The organism is Bradyrhizobium sp. BLXBL-01, assembly GCF_051853025.1.
Classification (GTDB): Bacteria; Pseudomonadota; Alphaproteobacteria; order Rhizobiales; family Xanthobacteraceae; genus Bradyrhizobium.
Map to the genome: position 1 here is coordinate 6,317,069 of NZ_CP182471.1, position 20,160 is coordinate 6,337,228.

Sequence of the window (20,160 nt, forward strand, 5' to 3'; positions counted from 1 at the left end):
AAGAAGAATGCCGCTCGCCGGAAAGGGCATGCTGCTGACGTCGATGAACATCGACGCTTCGGATGAAGCCGATTTCAACCGCTGGTACGATCGCGAGCATCTGGAAGAGCGCGTCGCGATCGACGGATTCCTCGAAGCGCGGCGCTATGTCGCGCACGCCGCCAATCCCAAATATTTGTGCCTGTATTCGACCGAGGCTCTCGACGTGCTCGACGGCCCCGCTTACAAGGCGCGCCTCGCGAGCCCGACCGACTGGTCGCGGCAGACCATGGCGCGCTTTCAGGACATGCTGCGCGTGGTCGCGCGCATCACCATCAGCGAGGGCACCGGGCGCGGCACTGCGCTCGGCGTGGTGCGGCTGCGGCCGACGCCTGATAATGCCGCGCCCTGGCGTGATGCACTGCAAGAGAAGCTCGTGCCGGACAAATGCGACGGCATCATCTCGATGCATCTGCTCGAAACCGAGCCGGAATTGTCGGGCGCAACGGCGGGAATTCCGGCGGTGCGCAACGAGGGCGCGCGCGACTGGTTCGTCCTGATCGACGGCACGCACGTCAATGCGGTCTCCGCCGTCATCGCCGAGCGCTTCACCGGCCCGGCTGCGGCGCCCTTCCCGCTCCCCATCTCCGTCGGCACCTACTGCCTGATGTGGGACCTCGCGAAGAGCGACATCGCACAGAACTGACGTTGGAAATTGCTGCGCTGCCGCCAACGCCGTCATTGCGAGGCAGCGGAGCAATCCAGAATCTTCCCGCAGAGGCAGTCTGGATTTGCTTCGTCGCAAGTGCTCCTCGCAATGACGGGGATGGAGCAGAGTGCGATGCTGCACCGCACGCACATCCGCGCGCGGTCATTAATGCCGTGCACGCGCAGCTCCCATGAAAGCGGGGAAGCGGGCAAATTTGCCGTTGTACTTCGGAACGGTTCTAATAAGCTAACCCAATGACGTCATTCAGAAACCAGATCGAAGCGCGTTAAGCGCTCGCCAAAGCTCAACAAAAAAGGCCGCGGGGTCTTTGAGCCTGCGCGGACAGGGTAGGAATGAAACCGACCGATATCGCGGCCCCCGACTACTTTCACAAAGTGGTCGATTGCCAATGGGCCTGTCCTGCGCACACCCCGGTTCCCGAATACATCCGACTGATCGCCCAAGGCCGCTACAGCGACGCCTACATGATCAATTGGAAATCGAACGTGTTTCCCGGAATCCTGGGACGCACCTGCGACCGTCCATGCGAGCCGGCCTGCCGGCGCGGCCGCGTCGAGGAAACGCCCGTCGCGATCTGCCGCCTCAAGCGCGTTGCCGCGGATTTCAAGGACGACATCAAGCAGCGTCTGCCGAAGCCCGGTCCGAAGAACGGCAAGCGCATTGCGCTGGTCGGCGGCGGTCCCGCTTCGCTGACGGTGGCGCGCGATCTCGCGCCGCTCGGCTATCACTGCACCGTGTTCGATGCCGACCCGGAAGCCGGCGGCATGATGCGCACGCAGATCCCGAAATTTCGCCTGCCCAACTCGGTGATCGACGAGGAGACCGGCTACATCCTGAACCTCGGCGTCGAGTTCAGGGGCGGTCACCGCATCGACAGCATGAAGGCGCTGCTCGCGGAGAAATACGACGCGATCTTCGTCGGCTCCGGCGCGCCGCGCGGCCGCGAGCTCGACATTCCCGGCCGGAAGGAAGCAGCTAGCAACATCCATATCGGCATCGAATGGCTGGCCAATGTATCGTTCGGCCATGTCGACAAGATCGGCAAGCGCGTCATCGTGCTCGGCGGCGGCAACACCGCGATGGACTGCTGCCGCACCGCACGCCGGCTCGGCGGCGAGAAAGTCACGGTGGTCGTGCGTTCCGGCTTCGAGGAGATGAAGGCCTCGCCCTGGGAGAAGGAGGACGCGATCCACGAGGATATCCCGATCCTCAACTACATGGTCCCGGTGTCATTCAAGCATGTCGCCGGCAAGCTGATCGGCGTCACCTTCCAGCACGTCAAAGCCGAATACGACGCCAAGGGCCGCCGCAATCTGGTGCCGTCGGGCGATCCCGATCAGACCATTCCCTGCGATGACGTGCTGGTCGCGGTCGGCCAGGAGAACGCCTTCCCCTGGATCGAGCAGGATTGCGGCATCGAGTTCGACAAATGGCATATGCCCAAGGTCGATCCGAAGACCTTCGCCTCGACCAATCCGAAAGTATTCTTCGGCGGCGATGCCGCGTTCGGCCCGAAGAACATCATCTGGGCGGTCGCGCACGGCCATGACGCCGCGCTGTCGATCCACAAGATGCTCTCGGGCGAGGACATCACCGAGCGCCCGCTGCCGGAGGTGCAAATCTCCTCGCAGAAGATGGGCATCCACGAATGGAGCTATGACAACGACATTTCCAACGACAAGCGCTACAAGGTGCCGCATCGCGACAAGGTCGTTGCGCTGAAGGACATCCGCGCCGAGGTCGAGCTCGGCTATGACGTCAAGCTCGCGCTGGGCGAAGCCCATCGCTGCCTGAACTGCGACGTGCAGACCGTGTTCTCGACCTCGCTCTGCATCGAGTGCGACGCCTGCGCCGACATCTGCCCGATGGATTGCATCACCTTCACTGACAATGGCGAAGAGAGCGACCTGCGCCAGCGCCTGAAGGCGCCCTCGCCGCGCCCGGACCAGGACCTCTACGTGTCCAGCGATCTCAAGACCGGGCGCGTAATGGTGAAGGACGAGGATGTCTGCCTGCATTGCGGGCTGTGCGCCGAGCGTTGTCCCACCGGAGCCTGGGACATGCAGAAATATTTCATCGAAATGACCCACGCAGGTTCGACATGTCCGACAAAAAGCCGCTCAGCAGCGTAAACGACTTCGTCGTCCGCTTCGCCAACGTCAACGGCTCGGGCTCGGCCAGCGCCAACGAGATGTTCGCGCGTGCGATCCTGCGCCATGGCGTGCCGGTGTCCCCGCGCAACATCTTCCCCTCCAACATCCAGGGCCTGCCGACCTGGTACGAGGTGCGCGTGACGGAAGAAGGTTATCTCGGCGCCCGCGGCGGCGTCGACCTGATGGTGGCGATGAACCCGCAGACCTGGGACAAGGACGTCGCCGGTATCGAGCCCGGCGGCTATTTGTTCTACGATTCCACCAAGCCGATGCCGTCGACCAAATTCCGCGACGACATCACCGTGATCGGCGTGCCGCTGACCGCGATCACCAACTCGACCTATACCGATCCGCGCCAGCGCCAGCTGTTCAAGAACATCATCTATTTGGGCGCGCTCAGTGCACTGCTCGACATGGACCCCAAGCTGATCGAGCAGCTGATCGGCGAGCAGTACAAGGGCAAGGAAAAGCTACTCTCCTCCAACGTCCACGCGCTGCACTTGGGGCGCGACTGGGCCTTGCAGAACCTGAAATGCCCAATCGGGCTTCGCGTGAAGAAGTCCGACAAGGTCGGCGACCGCATCTTCATCGAGGGCAACAGCGCCGCCGCGCTCGGCGCGGTCTATGGCGGCGCCACCGTCTGCGCCTGGTATCCGATCACGCCGTCATCCTCGGTGGCGGAGGCCTTCACCGCCCATTGCAAGAAGTACCGGCACGATCCTGAAACCGGCAAGGCGAAATATGCGATCGTGCAGGGCGAGGACGAGCTGGCCTCGATCGGCATCGTCATCGGCGCCTCCTGGAACGGCGCCCGCGCCTTCACCGCGACATCAGGCCCCGGCATCTCGCTGATGACGGAGTTCATCGGCCTCTCGTACTTTGCCGAGATTCCGGCCGTGATCATGAACATCCAGCGCGCCGGCCCCTCCACGGGCATGCCGACCCGCACCCAGCAATGCGACATCATCGCCTGCGCCTATGCCTCGCATGGCGACACCAAGCACGTGCTGCTGTTCCCGGAGGACCCGGCCGAGGCCTTCGAGTTCGCGGCTGCCGCCTTCGATCTCGCCGAGCGTCTGCAGACCACGATCTTCCTGATGCTCGATCTCGACATCGGCATGAACCACCGGCTCTGCCGTCCGCTGAAGTGGGACGATGCGCGGCAATATGACCGCGGCAAGGTGATGACGGCGGAGATGCTGGAGGAAGGCCGCGACTTCGGCCGCTATCTCGACGTCGACGGCGACGGCATTCCCTACCGCACCTATCCCGGCACGCATCCGACCAAGGGCTCCTACTTCACCCGCGGCACGTCGCGCGACCGCTATGCGCGCTATTCCGAGGAAGGCACGGTCTACGCCGACAACATGCAGCGCCTGGTGCGCAAGTTCGAAACGGCGCAGGACCTCGTCCCGCGGCCGCTGCAGGCCAATGCGGAACGGCCGACCAAATATGGCGTGATCTATTTCGGCTCGACCTCGCCGGCGATGGACGAGGCGATCGGACTGTTGGAGGCGCGCGGGCATCAGCTCGACCGGATGCGCATCCGCGCCTTCCCATTCCATTCGAGTGTGGCAAGCTTCCTCGCCGAGCACGATTTCGTCTATGTCGTCGAGCAGAACCGCGACAGCCAGCTGCGCCAGCTCATCGTCAACGAGAACGGCATCGATCCCGTCCGTCTGGTGCCGATTGTGCATTATGACGGCACGCCGATCACCGCCCGCTTCATCGCCAAAGCCATTGGCGACCACCAGGACCACCTCAAGGTGACCCCGCTCCGCAAGGCCGTGTCATGATGGTAAATCGCATCCACATCGTCATTGCGAGCGCAGCGAAGCAATCCAGACTGCCTCCGTGGAAAGACTCTGGATTGCTTCGTCGCAAGGGCTCCTCGCAATGACGATGTGGATACAGCGGGGGACTATTCGATCGTTCTCTTCGCGAGAAGATACCGCGAGGAGAGGGAGCAGAGAGAAACGTTCATGACCTACATCGCAAAACCGAAATTCCATCATCCGGGCCTGAAGAAGAACGCGCTCGGCTACACGCATCGCGATTACGAGGGCAAGATCTCGACGCTGTGCGCCGGCTGCGGTCACGATTCGATCACGGCTTCGATCATCGAAGCGTGCTACGAGTTGTCGATCGAGCCGCATCGGGTGGCAAAGATCTCCGGCATCGGCTGCTCGTCGAAGACGCCGGACTATTTCCTCGGCAATTCGCACGGCTTCAACTCCGTGCACGGCCGCATGCCATCCGTGCTCACCGGCGCCAACCTCGCCAACCGCGATCTGATCTATCTCGGCGTCTCCGGCGACGGCGATTCCGCCTCGATCGGCTTCGGCCAGTTCGCGCATTCGATCCGGCGCGGCGTCAACATGACCTACATCGTCGAGAACAACGGCGTTTACGGCCTGACCAAGGGCCAGTTCTCGGCGACCGCCGACCGCGGCTCGAAGAGCAAGAAGGGCGTCACCAACACCGACAACGCCATCGACCTCGTCGCGATCGCGCTGCAGTTAGGCGCCACCTTCGTGGCGCGCTCGTTCTCGGGCGACAAGAGCCAGCTGGTGCCGCTGATCGCCGCCGCGATCGGCCACAAGGGCGCATCCTTCATCGACGTCATCAGCCCCTGCATCGCCTTCAACAACCATGCCGGCTCGACCAAGAGCTTCGATTATGTCCGCGAGCACAACGACGCCGTGAACCGGCTCGACGTGCTGGTCGGCCGCGACCCGATCGCGGTGGACTACGCGCCTGGCACGGTGCAGGTGGTCGAGCAGCACGACGGCAGCAAGATCGCGCTGCGCAAGATCGACGCCGACTACGATCCGCATGACCGTCTCGGCGCCCAGACCTTCCTCGCGCGGCACGCCGCCAAGGGCCAGATCGTCACCGGTCTTCTGTACGTCGATCCCGATGCCGACGACCTGCACGAGCATCTCAATACGGTCGAGACCCCGCTCAACGCGCTGGAGGCGGACACGCTCTGCCCGGGTTCGGCGGTGCTGGACAAGATCAACGCCAGCCTGCGGTGATCAACGGCGCCGGACTGAAACGGGCTGCCTGACTCGTATGGTGATCTTGTCAGACACGACGGGCGGGTCGAAGGGGTAGTGCTTCGCATCGCCCAGCACCAGTTGCAGCGTGTGCGTGCCGGGCGGAAGCTCGAGAAACGTTTCGGTTTGCCCTGCCCCGAAATGCAGATGGGACTTGTCCTGCGGGATCGGTTCCTTGATGTCGATGGGCTCGTTGACGTCGACCAGCAGATGATGATGACCGGCGTTCTGGTAGTCATCGCCGGCATGCGTCACGCCCATGTTGCGCAGACCGAACCGGACCCAGAACCCACCTCGGATCTTCTGCCCATCCTGCGGGGTGATGAAATAGAGCTTTGCATCTTTGGGAGCGGTTTTGCCCTGAGAGTAAGCAGGGCTTGGCAGCAAAACGACTGGCAGCAATACGAGCGCCGCCGCCAGCGCGGCGCAGCGAATGATTTTCATCAAACCTCCTCCAGCCTCAAGGAGTGAGCGCGACACGGAATCCATGCGTGGGGTAACGGACGTTGGTATCATAGCCATCGCGGTTGGACGGCCGCACGTATCTCGAATCGTTCTTCCAGGAGCCCGAGCGCAGGACGTGCGATGAGCAGTCGCCGCCGGTCCATGCCGAACCGTCGACCGGTGCACCCTGATAATTCTTGTGCCAGCAATCCTCGACCCACTGGTCGACGCCGCCGCCCATGTCGTGGAGCCCGAAGGGATTGGGCTTGAAGCTGCCAACCTTCGCCGGCTGCTCGGCTGCGAGATCGCCGCAATCCTTGCATCCGGCCATGCCAGGCTGGAGCTTGTCGCCCCACCAATATTTTGTCTGCGTACCGCCGCGCGCCGCGTATTCCCATTCGGCCTCGCTCGGGAGCCGGTACGGCTTCTTCGTCGCCTGCGACAGAAAGGCGGCATATTGCTGTGCGTCGGTCCAGCTCACATTGCTGACCGGTGCATCGTCCTTGCCGGTCGCGGTGAAAGCACACGCCTTCGCAGCCGCGCATTCGTTCCACTCACGCACCGTGACCGGATATTTTCCGATCGAGAACGGCTTGATCGTGACCTGGTGGACGGGACGCTCGGTCGGATCGTCGTTGCTTCCCATGGCGAAGCTGCCGCCGCGAATGGCGATCATCTCGGGTTCCCGGACCGGCGTCACCGATGGACTGGATGCCGGAGACGGTGAAGGCGATGCTGCGGGCGATGGCACCGTTGTGGGCACCGGAGAGGCCGCGGGTGCGGCTTGTGGCGCCGGTGCTGCCGGGCTCGGTAACGACGGAACGGATTGCGGCGTCGGCGAAGCCAACGGCGCCGCGATCGGGGGAGCGGCAGCCTGTTGCCCCACCTGGCTGCGGTGCTGCACCAGCACGTACCAAAGCACGTAGCCGGCAATGACCAGCAATGCCGTGATCAGAAGAAAGAGCAGGACGTTCTCGCGCCGGCTTCGTGTCTTGCCGACGGCATCTGCATCCGGCAGCACGCGATAGACGCGCACGGGATCGGTGATGTTCTTGACCTTGCGGTCGCCGAGCGACTCATAACCGCACACGATCTTGTGCTTGATCTGCTCGTAGATCGCGCCGGATATGTAGACCTGCCCCGGCTCTGCGATGCCCTCGATACGCGTGGCGATGTTGACGCCGTCACCATAGATGTCGTCCGGCTCCACAATGACGTCACCGAGATTGACGCCAATCCGATATTCGAGCCGGGAATGCTTGGGAATCGAGGCGTTGCGACCGACGAGATTCTGCTGGATGACGATGCTGCATCGAACGGCCTCGACGGGACTGTCGAAAATGGCGATGAAGCCGTCGCCGGTCGTCTTCACCAGACTCCCATGGTGCTCGACAATGCTGGGTTGGATGATGTCGCGCTCGATCCGCTTGACGCGGGCATGCGTGCCTTCCTCGTCGGCCTGCATCAACCGGCTGTAGGAGGCGATGTCACCGACGATGATCGCGGCGAGACGACGAGGCAGTCCGCTGTGCGGCGGCGGCTCATCGGGATTTCCGGGTCTGAAGTTGCGAATTTCACCCATGCGGGGACTCCACAAACTTACAAGGCAGCCCCAGCCTACGACTGCCAAAGGCGGTCGTCTGTGAAGGCTACCACATTGACGAAACGAGACAATGTCGCAGCAAGCACCGGCGTCGGGTTCCGAGGAATCAAGTCGTCGCACCCGTTGAACCTTCTCGATTGGAGTGGTGACTAAGGCCCGCCGTGGCCGCTGCCCGACATCGAGCGACGTGCGGCGGTTGAACGCGCTCCACTGCGCCTGCGACCAATGGCAGACCGGCCCGCGGATGGCGGGCCAATGCCCATCAGGCGTTCGGTGCGATCATGAAGCTTGCCCTTGTCCTTCCGCTCGCCCTGGCTGCATTCATCGGCACTGCCCGGGCCGAGGACGGCGACGATATTCGCGAGGCCAGCAAGGCCGAGGCAGAGACGTTCAATACGCGCATGTATGCGGGCGCCCCCGGCAACAAGGCCTATGCCTGCTTCGTCCGCCGCTACGATGCCGACCATCTGGCGCGGCACCCGAAGCAGAAGGTCGCTTCGATGAAGCTGCTGATCTCGGCTGAACTCGACAAGGAGGACAAGGAGCTTCACAACTCCTTCCGCCTCGGTTTCAGGTACCGTCATCGCAGCGGCGATTTCGATTCCAGCGGCTCGTGCAACCACGCCGTGTTCACCAAGAGCGGCAACGAGGTGCGGCTCGGCTGCGGCGTCGATTGCGAGGGCGGCGGCATCGGCGTTGCGCTCTCCAAGGACGACAAGTCGGCGATCGTCCGGCTCGAACGGGTGCGCGTCTGGCAGAACAACAAGCCGGACGACGATGCCGAGCACTCGCTGACGGCCGGCGCCGACGACAAGATCTTCCGCCTCGACCGCACCGACAACAGCGAATGCGCTTCGCTGGTGACCGATCGCAAGGAACTCGCGGCGCTACGCCACAAGTGATATGCCTTCGGCAAATTTGGCCTCGTCGAAGGAAATCGTCATGAACCGCCGGAACATCTTGTGGAGCGCCATCTCGGCACTGGGTGCAGCGCTCGGCGCCTCCAGCGCGAAAGCCGCAACGGAGGCGGGCATCGGCGCCAAGCTGAAGGTGGTCTATCACCTCAGCGATGCCGAGAAGGTCAATTTCGTGCTCGGCAACATCCAGAACCACATCGACGGCGTCGGCGGCCCCGAGCATGTGACGATCGCGCTGGTGATCCACGGCCAGGCGCTGAAGGCGTTTCACTCGGCGCAGGCCAATCCCGATGTCAGCAAGCGCGTCGGCGATTTCTCCAAGGACGGCGTCGAGCTCGCCGCCTGCGGCAACACGATGAAAGCGCAGAACGTGACGCTCAACGAGCTGCTGCCGGGTTTCGTCAACGCCGAGAAGGGCGGCGTGGTCCGGTTGGCCGAGCTGCAATCGCAGGGGTATTTGTATCTCCGGCCGTAGGCCGGGCACGGCGCCGCCACTCCCCGTCATTGCGAGCGCAGCGACTTGTCCGCCGAAGCCTTAGCGAAGGCGGAAGCAATCCAGAATCCTTCCGCGGAGGCAGACTGGATTGCTTCGTCGCAAGGGCTCCTCGCAATGACGGGGAGAGGGCTGCGCCGGCCGTCGCTGTATCCTCCCGTCGCACTTGACTAACCCATAACTCTACGGTTATGCATAAACCCATAACTTCCTAGTTATGGATCCCGCATGCCCTCCACCCCCGACCTCCTGTTCAGGACGCTCGCCGACCCGACCCGGCGGGCGATCTTCGAACGGCTGTGCCGCGAGGGGGAGCAGACGGTCGGGGCGCTGACGGCGCGATCCGGCGTGTCGCAGCCGGCGGTGTCGAAACATCTCGGCGCGTTGAAGCAGGCGGGCCTGGTGCGCGACCGCCATGAAGGACGGCAGACCCATTACAGCGCGCAGCCCGGTGCGCTCAATCCGCTGATCGACTGGACCGGCCAGATGGCCGGGTTCTGGCAGAAAAGGCTCGACGCTCTCGACGATCTCCTGAAGAGGATGGACCAATGAACGAACCCGCCGAGACGCGCTCCGTCGTCATCGAGCGCGAATTTGCTTATCCCGCCGAGCGGCTCTGGCGCGCGCTGACGCAGCCGCATCTGATCGAGGAATGGCTGATGAAGAACGACTTCAAGCCGGTCGTCGGCCATCGCTTCAACCTGCGCGGCGAGTGGGGCGGCGTGCTGGATTGCGAGGTGCTCACCATCGAGCCGCAGAAGACGCTGGCCTACACCTGGAATTTCTCGCATGAGGACGCCGCCTTCGATCTGAAAAGCATCGTCACCTTCACGCTGACGCCGACCAGCGCGGGTACGCATCTGCGCGTCGAGCAGGCGGGCTTCCGCCCGACGCAGAAGCAGGCGTTCGGCGGCGCGCATGCCGGCTGGAAGCAGTTCCTGGCCAAGCTGGACGATTTGCTGGCGCGGGCGAGCTAGCTCCGCCGGCGTCCATTTCGATCAATCCAACAGGAGGTCCCCAATGAGCACGCAGATGTGGATTCGGCAAATTCACCGCTGGCTGTCGATGGCATTCACGCTCGCCGTCATCGCCAACATCGTGGCGATGACGATGCAGGTCCAGGCCGCGTGGATCGGCTTCCTGGCGCTGGTGCCGCTGATTCCGCTGCTCGCGACCGGGCTGTATCTGTTCGCGCTGCCTTATCGCGGCCGCAGCAACGCGTGAACGAGGCCATGATGAAGAAGCCCGTGGCGGCGAAGACGAGCAGCGCGAAGGAAGCAGGCAACGCTTCGCCATCAAAACTGATCGACGGCCGGATCAAGGAGCTCGGCGACTGGCGCGGCGCGATGCTCGCGCGCGTCCGCGGCCTGATCAGGGAAGCCGATCCTGACGTCGTCGAGGCGTGGAAATGGCGCGGCGTCCCCGTCTGGGAGCACGATGGCATCATCTGCACCGGCGAGACTTACAAGGAGGTGGTGAAGCTGACCTTCGCCAAGGGCGCGGCGCTGGCCGATCCCGCAGGTCTCTTCAATTCCAGCCTCGACGGCAATGTGCGCCGCGCGATCGACATCCGCGAGGGCGACAAGGTCAACGAGAAGGCGTTGCAGGCGCTGATCCGCGCGGCGGTGGAGCTGAATGCGTCGAAGAAGAAGCCGGGGAAGCGATCAGCCTAGAATAGCCGTTGTGCAGCCGCGGAGGCCTTCCTTCTCCCCTTGCGGGAGAAGGTGGCGCGAAGCGCCGGATGAGGGGTCTCCATCGGCAGGGGAAAGTGCCGAGAGATACCCCTCACCCCAGTGAGCTTATGTCTGCCGGCGTCGCTGCCCTCTCCCGCAAGGGGCGAGGGCACACCAACGCGCATCGCGCATGGTGCTCCACGTGATCAGCCCCCGTCACGCCACCGCCGCCGGAATCGGGCGCGGGCTGACGACGTATTCGCGCAAGACCTTGTCGTTGGCGTCGACCTCGATCAGCGCGACGTCGTAGGTCCAGAGGTCGGCCAGGTGCTGCAGCACGCGCTTGGCGTCGGTCTCGTTGAGCTGCGAGCCCTTGATGACGTGGTGATGCAGGATCAGGCGGCGGTCGCCGGAGAGATCGACGTCGACCACCTCGATATTGGCGTCGATGAAGCCGACATCGTGCTGCCGCGCCAGCTCGCGGCGGACGCGGCGGAAGCCGCGCTCGTCGTGGATGGCATCGACGCGGATGCCGGCACGCTCCTCGGGATCATCGTGCAGGTGGAACATGCGGAAGTGCCGCATCAATTTGGGGCTCAGGAACTGGCCGATGAAGCTTTCGTCGCGGTAATTGGCCCAGACGTCGCGCAGCACGCCCATGACGTCGTTCTTGCCGGCGATGTCGGGGAACCATTCGCGGTCCTCGTCTTCCGGATTGGTGACGATGCGCTCGATGTCCTGCATCACCGCAAAGCCGAGCGCGTAAGGGTTGAAGCCGGAGAAGCGCGGGTCGTCGAACTCGGGCTGGAACACCACGTTGGTGTGCGACCCCAGGAATTCCAGGAAGTTGCCGTCGCTGATGCGACCCTGCTCGTGCAGCTTGGTCATGATGCGATAGTGGACGTAGGTCGCCGTCCCCTCGTTCATGACCTTGGTCTGGCTCTGCGGATAGAAATATTGCGCGATGTGGCGGACGATGCGGAGCAGCTCGCGCTGCCAGGGCGCCAGCCGCGGCGCGCTCTTCTCCAGGAAATAGAGCAAATTCTCCTGCGGCAGGCCGAGCAGCTTGCGGCGGCGCTCGATGCTGAGCGTGGACCGGCTCTTGGCGGCGCCCTTCGGCACCGTGCGCCAGAGATCGTTGAAGACCTCCTCCTCGTGCTGGCGGCGGCGCCCTGCCCGCTTTTCTTCGGCGCGCAGGTCGAGCTTCTTCTTGCCGGGATAGCGGTCGATGCCGTGCGACATCAGCGCGTGCGCGGCATCGAGCGTGCGCTCGACCTCGATGCGGCCGTAGCGATCCTCGCACTGCATGACGTAGTTCTTGGCGAAGTCGAGATAGTCCAGGATACCGTCGGCATCGGTCCACTGCTTGAACAGATAATTGTTCTTGAAGAAATGGTTGTGGCCGAAGGCGGCGTGCGCGATCACCAGTGTCTGCATCGTCGCCGTGTTCTCCTCCATCAGATAGGAGATGCAGGGCGAGGAGTTGATGACGATCTCATAGGCGAGCCCCATCAGGCCCTTGCGGTAGGACGCCTCATGGAACGCGAAGTGCTTGCCGAACGACCAGTGCTTGTAGAACAAGGGCATGCCGACCGACGAATAGGCGTCCAGCATCTGCTCGGCGGTGATCACCTCGATCTGGTTCGGATAGACGTCGAGGCCGAGATCCTTCAACGCCACCTCCTCGCAGGCATCGGTGATGCGCTGCAAGGTGTGGAAATCCCAATCGGCGCCTTCGAACAAACGTTCCGTCATGGAGCGGCCTTCTCCTGGGCAGTGTCGCGGCGCTGGAATAGATCGTGGAATACCGGAAAGATCTCGCTGCGCTCCGAGACCTTGCGCATCGAGAGCGGCGCGCCGCTGTTGCGCAGGCGTTCGTAGAGGCTCCAGAGCGAGGAGTCGGAGAGATCGAAGGCGCTGCCGCCGGCCTCGCCGACCTCGAGATAGGCGAAGAACTGGCAGACCGGCAGGATCTTCTCGGTTAGCAGGAGCCCCGTGAGTTCGCCGTCGGAATAGGAATTGTCGCCGTCGGAAGCCTGCGCGGCGTAGATGTTCCAGTCCGACGGGTTGAAGCGCTCGCGCACGATCTCGTGCATCGCCTGCAGCGCGCTGGAGACCAGCGTGCCGCCCGAGGCCGGACCGTAGAAGAAGGTCTGCTCGTCAACCTCCTCGGCACGGTCGGTGTGGCGGATGAAGACGATCTCGACGTGCTTGTAGCGCCGCTTCAGGAACACGTAGAGCAGCATATAGAAGCGTTTCGCCAGATCCTTCATGTGCTCGGACATCGAGCCGGAGACGTCCATCAGGCAGAACATCACCGCCTGCGCGACGGGCTTGGGCACCGTCTCGAAGCGCCGGTAGCGAATGTCGAGCGGATCGATGAAGGGGATGCGCTTGGACTTTGCTTTCAGCGCATCGAGCTGGGCCACGAGAGCCGCACGCTCCTCCTCGTCCGTGCAGGCTGCGATCGCGGCTTCCAGCTCTTCGATCTCGTCCTTGCGCGGACGCTTCAGCGCGATGCGGCGGGCGAGCGCGAGCTTCACCGTCCGGCTCACCGAGATGTTGGCGGGCGAGCCGGTCATGGTGTAGCCGGCGCGCTGGATGCCTTCGCTCTCGGTCTGCGCGATCTTGCGCTTGGCGAGATCCGGCAGCTCGAGGTCGTCGAGGAACAGATCGACGAACTCGTCGCGGCTCAGCACGAAGCGGAAGGCGTCCTCGCTGTCGCCTTCGCCGGGACCGGAATCCTTGGCGCTGCCCTGGCCGGAGCGTTGGAGATAGTCGCCTTCGATGAACTTCTTGTTGCCGGGCAGGACCATGTCGCGCGTCCCGCCTTCACGGCGGAAACGCGGCTCGTGCATGCCGTCGAGCGGGATCGCGACCTCACCACCCTCCAGGACGTCCTTGATGTCGCGTTCCTGCGAGGTCTTCTTGACGGCGCCCTGCACCAGGGACTTGGCCCGACGCAAGAACCGCTGGCGGTTCTCAAGACTCTTGCCGCCTGGATTCAGGCGCCTGTCAATAATGTGAATGGGCACTTTACCATTCGCCTCCCATCCGCCTCAACCGGCCTGCTTCACGCGCATGTACCATTCGACGAGCCGGCGAACCTGGCGTTCGGTATAGCCGCGCTCCACCATGCGTGCGACGAACTCGCCGTGCTTCTTCTCCGTCTCGCCGTCCTTCTTCGACCCGAAGGAGATGACCGGAAGCAGGTCCTCGACCTGGGAGAATATCCGCTTTTCGATCACATCGCGAATCTTCTCGTAGGAGGTCCAGGTCGGATTCTTGCCGCCGTTCTGAGCCCGCGACCGTAACGAGAATTTGACGACCTCGTTGCGGAAGTCCTTGGGGTTGGCGATGCCCGCCGGCTTCTCGATCTTCGTCAGCTCCTGGTTCAAAAGCTCGCGATCGAGCAGCTGGCCGGTGTCGGGATCCTTGAAGTCCTGGTCCTCGATCCAGGCGTCGGCATAGTCGACGTAGCGATCGAACAGGTTCTGCCCGTAATCCGAGTAGGATTCGAGATAGGCCTTCTGGATCTCGTTGCCGATGAACTCGGCATAACGCGGCGCCAGATCCGCCTTGATGAATTCGAGATAACGCTTCTCGGTCTCCTCAGGCAGCTGCTCGCGGCGGATCGCCTGCTCGAGCGCGTACATCAGATGCACGGCGTCGGCGGCCACCTCCTGCGGATCGTGGTTGAAGGTGGCGGCCAGGATCTTGAAGGCGAAACGGGTCGAGACGCCGTCCATGCCCTCGTCGACGCCGGCGGCGTCGCGATATTCCTGGACGCTGCGCGCCTTCGGATCGGATTCCTTCAGGCTCTCGCCGTCGTAGACCCGCATCTTGCCGAACAGGGTGGAGTTCTCATGCTTGCGCAGGCGCGACATCACCGAGAACCGCGCCAGCGTCTCCAGCGTCGACGGCGCGCAAGGAGCCGCGGCGAGCTCGGAGCCCTGGATCAGCTTCTCGTAGATCTTCTGCTCCTCGGTGACCCTGAGGCAGTAGGGCACCTTGATGACGCAGATGCGGTCGATGAAGGCTTCGTTGTTCTTGTTGGCCTTGAAGCTCGCCCACTCGGCTTCGTTCGAGTGCGCCAGGATGATGCCGGTGAACGGGATCGCGCCGATGTTCTCGGTGCCGATATAATTGCCTTCCTGGGTTGCGGTCAGCAACGGGTGCAGCATCTTGATCGGCGCCTTGAACATCTCGACGAACTCGAGCACGCCCTGGTTGGCGCGGTTGAGGCCGCCGGAATAGCTGTAGGCGTCGGGATCGTTCTGGGCGTAGGTCTCGAGCTTGCGGATGTCGACCTTGCCGACCAGCGAAGAGATGTCCTGGTTGTTCTCGTCACCGGGCTCGGTCTTGGCGATCGCGATCTGGCGCAGCCGCGAGGGCTGGATCTTGGCGACCCGGAACTGCGAAATGTCGCCGCCGAACGCTTCGAGCCGCTTGTAGCACCACGGGCTCATCAGGCCGGTGAGGCGACGGCGCGGAATGCCGTACTTCTCCTCCAGCATCGGACCGAGCTGATCGGGATCGAACAGGCTGAGCGGGCTCTCGAACACCGGCGAGAGCTCGTCGCCGGCCTTGAGCACGTAGATCGGCTGCACTTCCATCAGCGACTTGAGTCGCTCGGCGAGCGAGGACTTGCCGCCGCCGACCGGGCCGAGCAGGTAGAGGATCTGCTTGCGCTCTTCGAGACCTTGCGCCGCGTGGCGGAAGAAACCGACGATACGCTCGATGGTTTCTTCCATGCCGTAGAAGCCGGCGAAGGCCGGATAGGTGCGGATGGTGCGGTTCAAAAAAATACGGCCAAGGCGTGGGTCCTTGGCCGTGTCAATCGTCTGGGGCTCACCGATCGCCGCTAGGAGTCGTTCGGCCGCGTTCGCGTATTTCATGGGATCGCTTCGACACGATTCCAGATATTCCGCCATCGACATGTCGTGCTGGCTTCTCGCCTCGAACGACCGAGCGAAAGCGTTGAATAGAGAATCGTTGTACATGATCCCTCTCCGCGTGAGTTCCGCTACAAGCTGAAACGAAAGCAGTTACCGGAGCGTTCCTCAGGCCGTTTCGAATCAGCGTGAGCACATGACGATCATTGGACACCCGGGTGCCAACTCGACGCAACGCACAACGTAGGCACTCCATGAGTTACGAACAGGCACATGCCTGTAATTTGTGCGAATCTCTGTCTATTCTGGCTCATTTCCAGAAAATGTCACTCGGTCGCCACATCCGGGCGTTCCCGGATATGACCCCATCCGGCGATGCAGCATAGCGGTCCGGGAGCGGCGATCTTATGACGCTTGTACGGCGAAGCCTTGCGGCCGCCGTTCATCTTCCTGCTGCAATGCGGTGCGCGCGCTGATGCCAGCGTGGAAGTCGCGACAAGCGCGCAGCAATGTATCAAAATCGGTCGCCAGGCCCTCCGAGCGGATGACGATGCGGCCATCCTGCGCGCGACGGGCCAGGGTCGGGATGGCGGACAGCTGGCGCTGCAGCGCCGGCGAGGGCGTGAGCACGATCGCCTTGTGGCCGCGGCTTTCTTCAGCCGAAATCTCCGCGATCGATTCCCAGAGGAGAAATTCATTGCCGATACGGAGATCGCGGATGCCGTAGGGGGTGACGACCACCACCGCTCCTCGTTCGGCGGGAAGCATCCAGATCAGCCAGGACGTGACCAGGCCAAACACGACGACGCCGGCATAACCGACCATCGTATCGTAGCCGCCGGGCCCGTCCCACCAGTCGAAGGCAAGGCTCGCACTGAGCAGGGTCATGGCAAAGCCCGCCGCGACCAGCAGCCGCAGCTGCGTCACGCAGCGGTTGATTTCGAGATCGCGCGATGCGTCGATGCTGACCGACGCAACCGCTGGCTGGCTGTCGGCGACGGCCAGACCCTTCTTCTTATTGGCGTACATGCTCTTCCCCCAGCATGGCCATTCGCGGCCGAGCCACGATGCGACGGCGGATCGAAATCCGCCGGTGGCACTCTACGCAACCACTGGCCGACGAGGCGCGACGGCTGACATTACGCAAGGAGACCTCGGCCCTGTCCTCTGGCCAACGACTTTTACGCAACATAGCCCTGCCCGCCTGGATCGCCATGATCGCGACGGAGTTACACTGGAGGGTATGACTCCCATACCCTTGATTGGTTCCCTCCCGGGTGCATGTAAGCTAGAGGATAGCGCGTCAGGACCGGCGCGAAAACCCCTCGCCCGCAGGCTTGGAGATAAATAAGCATCATGAATCCCGTCAAAGAACTGGAAAAGCACGGACAAGCGGTCTGGCTCGACTTCCTGGCCCGCGGCTTCATCGCCAAGGGCGACCTGAAGCGGCTGATCGACACCGACGGCGTCAAAGGCGTCACCTCCAATCCATCGATCTTCGAGAAGGCGATCGGCAGCTCGGACGAATACGACGCCCCGATCGGCAAGGCGCTGAAGCGCGGCGACCGCAATGTGGCCGATTTGTTCGAGGCCGTCGCGGTCGAGGACATCCAGAACGCCGCCGACGTGCTGCGCCCGGTCTATGACCGCCTCAAGGGCGGCGACGGTTATGTCAGCCTGGAGGTGTCGCCCTATCTCGCCATGGACACATCAGGCACGATCGCGGAGGCGCGGCGGCTCTGGAAGGACGTTAGTCGCAAGAACCTGATGGTGAAGGTGCCGGCGACACCGGAGGGGCTGCCGGCGATCGAGCAACTGATCAGCGAGGGCATCAGCATCAACATCACGCTGCTGTTCTCCAAGGCCGTCTATCTCGAGGTGGCGGAGGCCTACATCGCCGGTCTCGAGACCTACGTCGCCGGCGGCGGCGATCCCTCGCACGTGGCGAGCGTCGCCAGCTTCTTCGTCAGCCGGATCGATTCGGTGGTCGACAAGCAGCTGGACGAGAAGATCGCCCGCGCCAACGATCCGTCGGAGAAGGAGCGGCTCGCCGCGCTCAAGGGCAAGGTCGCGATCGCCAACGCCAAGCTCGCCTACCAGGACTACAAGCGCTTGTTCTCAGGTCCCCGCTGGGAGAAGCTCGCCGCCAAGGGCGCCAAGCCGCAGCGCATGCTGTGGGCCTCGACCGGCACCAAGAACAAGGACTACAGCGACGTCCTCTACGTCGAGGAGCTGATCGGTCCCGACACCATCAACACCGTTCCGCCGGCAACGCTGGATGCGTTCCGCGACCACGGCAAGCCGCGCGACAGCCTGGAGGAGAATGTCGAGGACGCGAAGCGCGTGCTGGAGGAGCTGGAGCGCTCCGGCATCTCGCTCGATGCGATCGCCGAGGAGCTGGTCAAGGACGGCGTCAAGCTGTTTGCGGATGCCGCCGACAAGCTCTACGGCGCCGTCGCCCACAAGCGCGCGGTCGTGCTCGGGCCCGCACTCGACCGCCAGCAGCTTTCGCTGGGCGACGGGCTCGGCAAGGCGCTGGCCAAGACCACCGAGGAGTGGCGGGCGTCGGCCAGGATCCGCAGGCTGTGGCAGCGCGACAAGTCGGTCTGGACCGGTGCGGACGAGGACAAATGGCTGGGCTGGCTCGTCAGCCCGCACCAGGCCGACATTGCCGATTACGAGGACTATGCCGGCCGCGTGAAGGGCCAGCAATTCTCCGACGCCGTCGTGCTCGGCATGGGCGGATCCAGCCTCGGCCCCGAGGTGCTGGCCGAGACCTTCGGCAAGAAGCCCGGCTTCCCCAAGCTGCACGTGCTCGATTCCACCGACCCGGCGCAGGTCCGGGCGATGGAGGCGAAGATCGACATCACCAACACCGTCTTCATCGTTTCCAGCAAGTCCGGCGGCACCACCGAGCCGAACGCGATGAAGGACTATTTCCATGAGCAGGTCGCCAAGGCGGTGGGGGCAAAGGTGAAGACCGGCCATCGCTTCATCGCGGTGACCGATCCCGGCTCGTCGCTGGAGAAGGCGGCGAAGCAGCTGAACTATGCCCGCGTCTTCCATGGCGAGCCCTCGATCGGCGGGCGCTATTCGGTGCTCTCACCGTTCGGGCTGGTGCCGGCGGCAACCGCGGGCATCGACGTCAAGACCTTCGTCAAGCATGCGCTGGCGATGGCCCGCTCCTGTGGCCCAGACGTGCCGCCGTCCGAAAATCCGGGCGTGCAGCTCGGCCTTGCCATGGGTCTCGCCGGGCTCGAAGGCCGCGACAAGGTGACGATCCTGGCGTCGAAGAAGATCGCCGATTTCGGCGCCTGGGCCGAGCAGCTGATCGCGGAATCGACCGGCAAGGAGGGCAAGGGCCTGATCCCGATCGAGGGCGAGCCGCTGGGCGATCCCTCCGTCTACGGCAATGACCGCTTCTTCATCGACATCCGTGTCGAAGGCGAAGCGGACGCCGCACACGATTCCCAGCTTGCCGCGATCGAGGCGGCGGGTCATCCCGTGGTGCGGATCGTCATGAAGTCGATCGAGCATCTCGGCCAGGAATTCTTCCGCTTCGAAATGGCAACCGCCGTGGCCGGCGGCATTCTCGGCATCAACCCGTTCGACCAGCCCGACGTGGAAGCGGCCAAGATCAAGACCCGCGAGCTCACGGCCGCGTTCGAGAAGACCGGCAAGCTGCCGGCCGAAGAGCCGGTGGTCAGCACCAAGGACGCCGATCTCTACACCGACGAGGCCAATGCCACGGCGCTGCGCGCCGCCGGCGCCAATGGCGATCTCAGCTCCTGGCTGAAGGCGCATCTGTCGCGATCCAGCGATGGAGACTACGTCGCCCTGCTCGGCTACATCGCGCGCGACAAGGCCACGATCGACGCGCTCCAGGCGATGCGGCTCGAGGTGCGCGAGAAGCGGCACGTCGCGACCTGCGCCGAGTTCGGCCCGCGCTTCCTGCACTCGACGGGACAGGCCTACAAGGGCGGGCCCGACAGCGGCGTGTTCCTCCAGATCACCGCGGACGATGCCAAGGACCTGCCTGTGCCGGGCCAGAAGGCGAGCTTCGGCGTGATCAAGGCGGCGCAGGCGCGCGGCGATTTCGACGTGCTGACGGAGCGCGGCCGGCGCGCGTTGCGCGTGCACCTGAAGGGCGGGCTCAAGAAAGGCCTCGCCGCGCTCAATGCGGCGCTCAACGACGCGCTGAACTAAAGGAATGA

The 20,160-nt window shown here is 63.6% G+C and carries 17 protein-coding genes; 11 read left to right on the forward strand and 6 right to left on the reverse strand.

The annotated features are described in order from the left end of the window. Positions 1–7 precede the first annotated feature (7 nt). The 4 genes from ACNJYA_RS29410 to ACNJYA_RS29425 all read left to right on the forward strand — a co-directional run bounded on the left by ACNJYA_RS29410 (position 8) and on the right by ACNJYA_RS29425 (position 5,900). Positions 8–685: a hypothetical protein gene (locus ACNJYA_RS29410; RefSeq protein WP_439401145.1), complete on the forward strand. Its 678-nt coding sequence runs from the start codon at positions 8–10 to the stop codon at positions 683–685. 356 nt (positions 686–1,041) lie between these two features. Further along, a complete protein-coding gene (locus ACNJYA_RS29415; RefSeq protein WP_439401146.1) occupies positions 1,042–2,841 on the forward strand; it encodes an FAD-dependent oxidoreductase in 1,800 nt (599 codons plus the stop codon). After that, the gene (locus ACNJYA_RS29420; protein ID WP_439401147.1) at positions 2,811–4,658 is read left to right on the forward strand and encodes a 2-oxoacid:acceptor oxidoreductase subunit alpha; all 1,848 of its coding nucleotides are present in this window, start codon (positions 2,811–2,813) and stop codon (positions 4,656–4,658) included. Before ACNJYA_RS29415 ends, ACNJYA_RS29420 begins: the two co-directional genes overlap by 31 nt. Before the next feature lie 186 nt (positions 4,659–4,844). Continuing rightward, positions 4,845–5,900, forward strand: coding sequence for a 2-oxoacid:ferredoxin oxidoreductase subunit beta (locus tag ACNJYA_RS29425; RefSeq protein ID WP_025034408.1), 1,056 nt, complete (start codon positions 4,845–4,847; stop codon positions 5,898–5,900). Here the strand turns inward: ACNJYA_RS29425 and ACNJYA_RS29430 are convergent, their stop codons facing one another. Both ACNJYA_RS29430 and ACNJYA_RS29435 read right to left on the reverse strand, forming a co-directional pair. Next, entirely contained in the window at positions 5,901–6,365 is a 465-nt protein-coding gene (locus tag ACNJYA_RS29430) for a DUF4399 domain-containing protein (protein WP_439401148.1), read from the reverse strand. It lies immediately after the preceding gene. Between the two features lie 16 nt (positions 6,366–6,381). Then, positions 6,382–7,947, reverse strand: coding sequence for an SUMF1/EgtB/PvdO family nonheme iron enzyme (locus ACNJYA_RS29435; protein ID WP_439401149.1), 1,566 nt, complete (start codon positions 7,945–7,947; stop codon positions 6,382–6,384). Positions 7,948–8,249: 302 nt separating this feature from the next. Between ACNJYA_RS29435 and ACNJYA_RS29440 the strand changes: the two genes are divergently transcribed. From ACNJYA_RS29440 to ACNJYA_RS29465, 6 genes are all read left to right on the forward strand, one after another. Continuing rightward, positions 8,250–8,870: a hypothetical protein gene (locus tag ACNJYA_RS29440; RefSeq protein WP_439401150.1), complete on the forward strand. Its 621-nt coding sequence runs from the start codon at positions 8,250–8,252 to the stop codon at positions 8,868–8,870. A 40-nt stretch (positions 8,871–8,910) separates the two neighbouring features. Next, complete coding sequence (locus ACNJYA_RS29445; RefSeq protein ID WP_439401151.1) at positions 8,911–9,360, forward strand: DsrE family protein; 450 nt, start codon at positions 8,911–8,913, stop codon at positions 9,358–9,360. A 246-nt stretch (positions 9,361–9,606) separates the two neighbouring features. Further along, positions 9,607–9,930 carry an ArsR/SmtB family transcription factor gene (locus tag ACNJYA_RS29450; RefSeq protein ID WP_172786872.1) on the forward strand — a complete coding sequence of 108 codons (324 nt, stop codon included), beginning with the start codon at positions 9,607–9,609 and terminating at the stop codon, positions 9,928–9,930. After that, complete coding sequence (locus ACNJYA_RS29455) at positions 9,927–10,355, forward strand: SRPBCC family protein (protein WP_172786873.1); 429 nt, start codon at positions 9,927–9,929, stop codon at positions 10,353–10,355. The genes ACNJYA_RS29450 and ACNJYA_RS29455 overlap by 4 nt, the downstream gene beginning before the upstream one ends. Positions 10,356–10,398: 43 nt before the next feature. After that, positions 10,399–10,602: a hypothetical protein gene (locus ACNJYA_RS29460; RefSeq protein ID WP_260374909.1), complete on the forward strand. Its 204-nt coding sequence runs from the start codon at positions 10,399–10,401 to the stop codon at positions 10,600–10,602. Positions 10,603–10,613: 11 nt separating this feature from the next. After that, the gene (locus ACNJYA_RS29465; RefSeq protein ID WP_212254902.1) at positions 10,614–11,051 is read left to right on the forward strand and encodes a DUF1801 domain-containing protein; all 438 of its coding nucleotides are present in this window, start codon (positions 10,614–10,616) and stop codon (positions 11,049–11,051) included. A gap of 216 nt (positions 11,052–11,267) precedes the next feature. Here ACNJYA_RS29465 and ACNJYA_RS29470 read toward each other — a convergent pair whose 3' ends face one another. The 4 genes from ACNJYA_RS29470 to ACNJYA_RS29485 form a co-directional block, all read right to left on the reverse strand. Further along, positions 11,268–12,806, reverse strand: a complete 1,539-nt coding sequence (locus tag ACNJYA_RS29470; protein ID WP_172786874.1) for a SpoVR family protein — start codon at positions 12,804–12,806, stop codon at positions 11,268–11,270. Beyond that, positions 12,803–14,080, reverse strand: coding sequence for a YeaH/YhbH family protein (locus ACNJYA_RS29475; protein WP_439403485.1), 1,278 nt, complete (start codon positions 14,078–14,080; stop codon positions 12,803–12,805). Before ACNJYA_RS29475 ends, ACNJYA_RS29470 begins: the two co-directional genes overlap by 4 nt. A gap of 30 nt (positions 14,081–14,110) precedes the next feature. Further along, on the reverse strand, positions 14,111–16,054 hold the full coding sequence (locus ACNJYA_RS29480) for a PrkA family serine protein kinase (RefSeq protein ID WP_172786875.1): 1,944 nt from the start codon (positions 16,052–16,054) through the stop codon (positions 14,111–14,113). Between the two features lie 297 nt (positions 16,055–16,351). Further along, complete coding sequence (locus ACNJYA_RS29485) at positions 16,352–16,975, reverse strand: STM3941 family protein (protein ID WP_172786876.1); 624 nt, start codon at positions 16,973–16,975, stop codon at positions 16,352–16,354. Positions 16,976–17,302: 327 nt separating this feature from the next. On the opposite strand from ACNJYA_RS29485, the gene ACNJYA_RS29490 reads away from it, so the two are divergent. Then, the gene (locus ACNJYA_RS29490) at positions 17,303–20,152 is read left to right on the forward strand and encodes a bifunctional transaldolase/phosoglucose isomerase (protein WP_439401152.1); all 2,850 of its coding nucleotides are present in this window, start codon (positions 17,303–17,305) and stop codon (positions 20,150–20,152) included. Positions 20,153–20,160: the final 8 nt, after the last annotated feature.

What these genes read in the sequence shown, in the direction of transcription:
- ACNJYA_RS29410 (WP_439401145.1), top strand. Translation starts at nt 8, where the DNA reads ATGCCGCTCGCCGGAAAGGGCATGCTGCTGACGTCGATGAACATCGAC.
- ACNJYA_RS29470 (WP_172786874.1), bottom strand. Translation starts at nt 12,806, where the DNA reads ATGACGGAACGTTTGTTCGAAGGCGCCGATTGGGATTTCCACACCTTG.
- ACNJYA_RS29445 (WP_439401151.1), top strand. Translation starts at nt 8,911, where the DNA reads ATGAACCGCCGGAACATCTTGTGGAGCGCCATCTCGGCACTGGGTGCA.
- ACNJYA_RS29425 (WP_025034408.1), top strand. Translation starts at nt 4,845, where the DNA reads ATGACCTACATCGCAAAACCGAAATTCCATCATCCGGGCCTGAAGAAG.
- ACNJYA_RS29430 (WP_439401148.1), bottom strand. Translation starts at nt 6,365, where the DNA reads ATGAAAATCATTCGCTGCGCCGCGCTGGCGGCGGCGCTCGTATTGCTG.
- ACNJYA_RS29455 (WP_172786873.1), top strand. Translation starts at nt 9,927, where the DNA reads ATGAACGAACCCGCCGAGACGCGCTCCGTCGTCATCGAGCGCGAATTT.
- ACNJYA_RS29415 (WP_439401146.1), top strand. Translation starts at nt 1,042, where the DNA reads ATGAAACCGACCGATATCGCGGCCCCCGACTACTTTCACAAAGTGGTC.
- ACNJYA_RS29490 (WP_439401152.1), top strand. Translation starts at nt 17,303, where the DNA reads ATGAATCCCGTCAAAGAACTGGAAAAGCACGGACAAGCGGTCTGGCTC.
- ACNJYA_RS29435 (WP_439401149.1), bottom strand. Translation starts at nt 7,947, where the DNA reads ATGGGTGAAATTCGCAACTTCAGACCCGGAAATCCCGATGAGCCGCCG.
- ACNJYA_RS29420 (WP_439401147.1), top strand. Translation starts at nt 2,811, where the DNA reads ATGTCCGACAAAAAGCCGCTCAGCAGCGTAAACGACTTCGTCGTCCGC.
- ACNJYA_RS29465 (WP_212254902.1), top strand. Translation starts at nt 10,614, where the DNA reads ATGAAGAAGCCCGTGGCGGCGAAGACGAGCAGCGCGAAGGAAGCAGGC.
- ACNJYA_RS29485 (WP_172786876.1), bottom strand. Translation starts at nt 16,975, where the DNA reads ATGTACGCCAATAAGAAGAAGGGTCTGGCCGTCGCCGACAGCCAGCCA.
- ACNJYA_RS29450 (WP_172786872.1), top strand. Translation starts at nt 9,607, where the DNA reads ATGCCCTCCACCCCCGACCTCCTGTTCAGGACGCTCGCCGACCCGACC.
- ACNJYA_RS29480 (WP_172786875.1), bottom strand. Translation starts at nt 16,054, where the DNA reads ATGTACAACGATTCTCTATTCAACGCTTTCGCTCGGTCGTTCGAGGCG.
- ACNJYA_RS29440 (WP_439401150.1), top strand. Translation starts at nt 8,250, where the DNA reads ATGAAGCTTGCCCTTGTCCTTCCGCTCGCCCTGGCTGCATTCATCGGC.
- ACNJYA_RS29460 (WP_260374909.1), top strand. Translation starts at nt 10,399, where the DNA reads ATGAGCACGCAGATGTGGATTCGGCAAATTCACCGCTGGCTGTCGATG.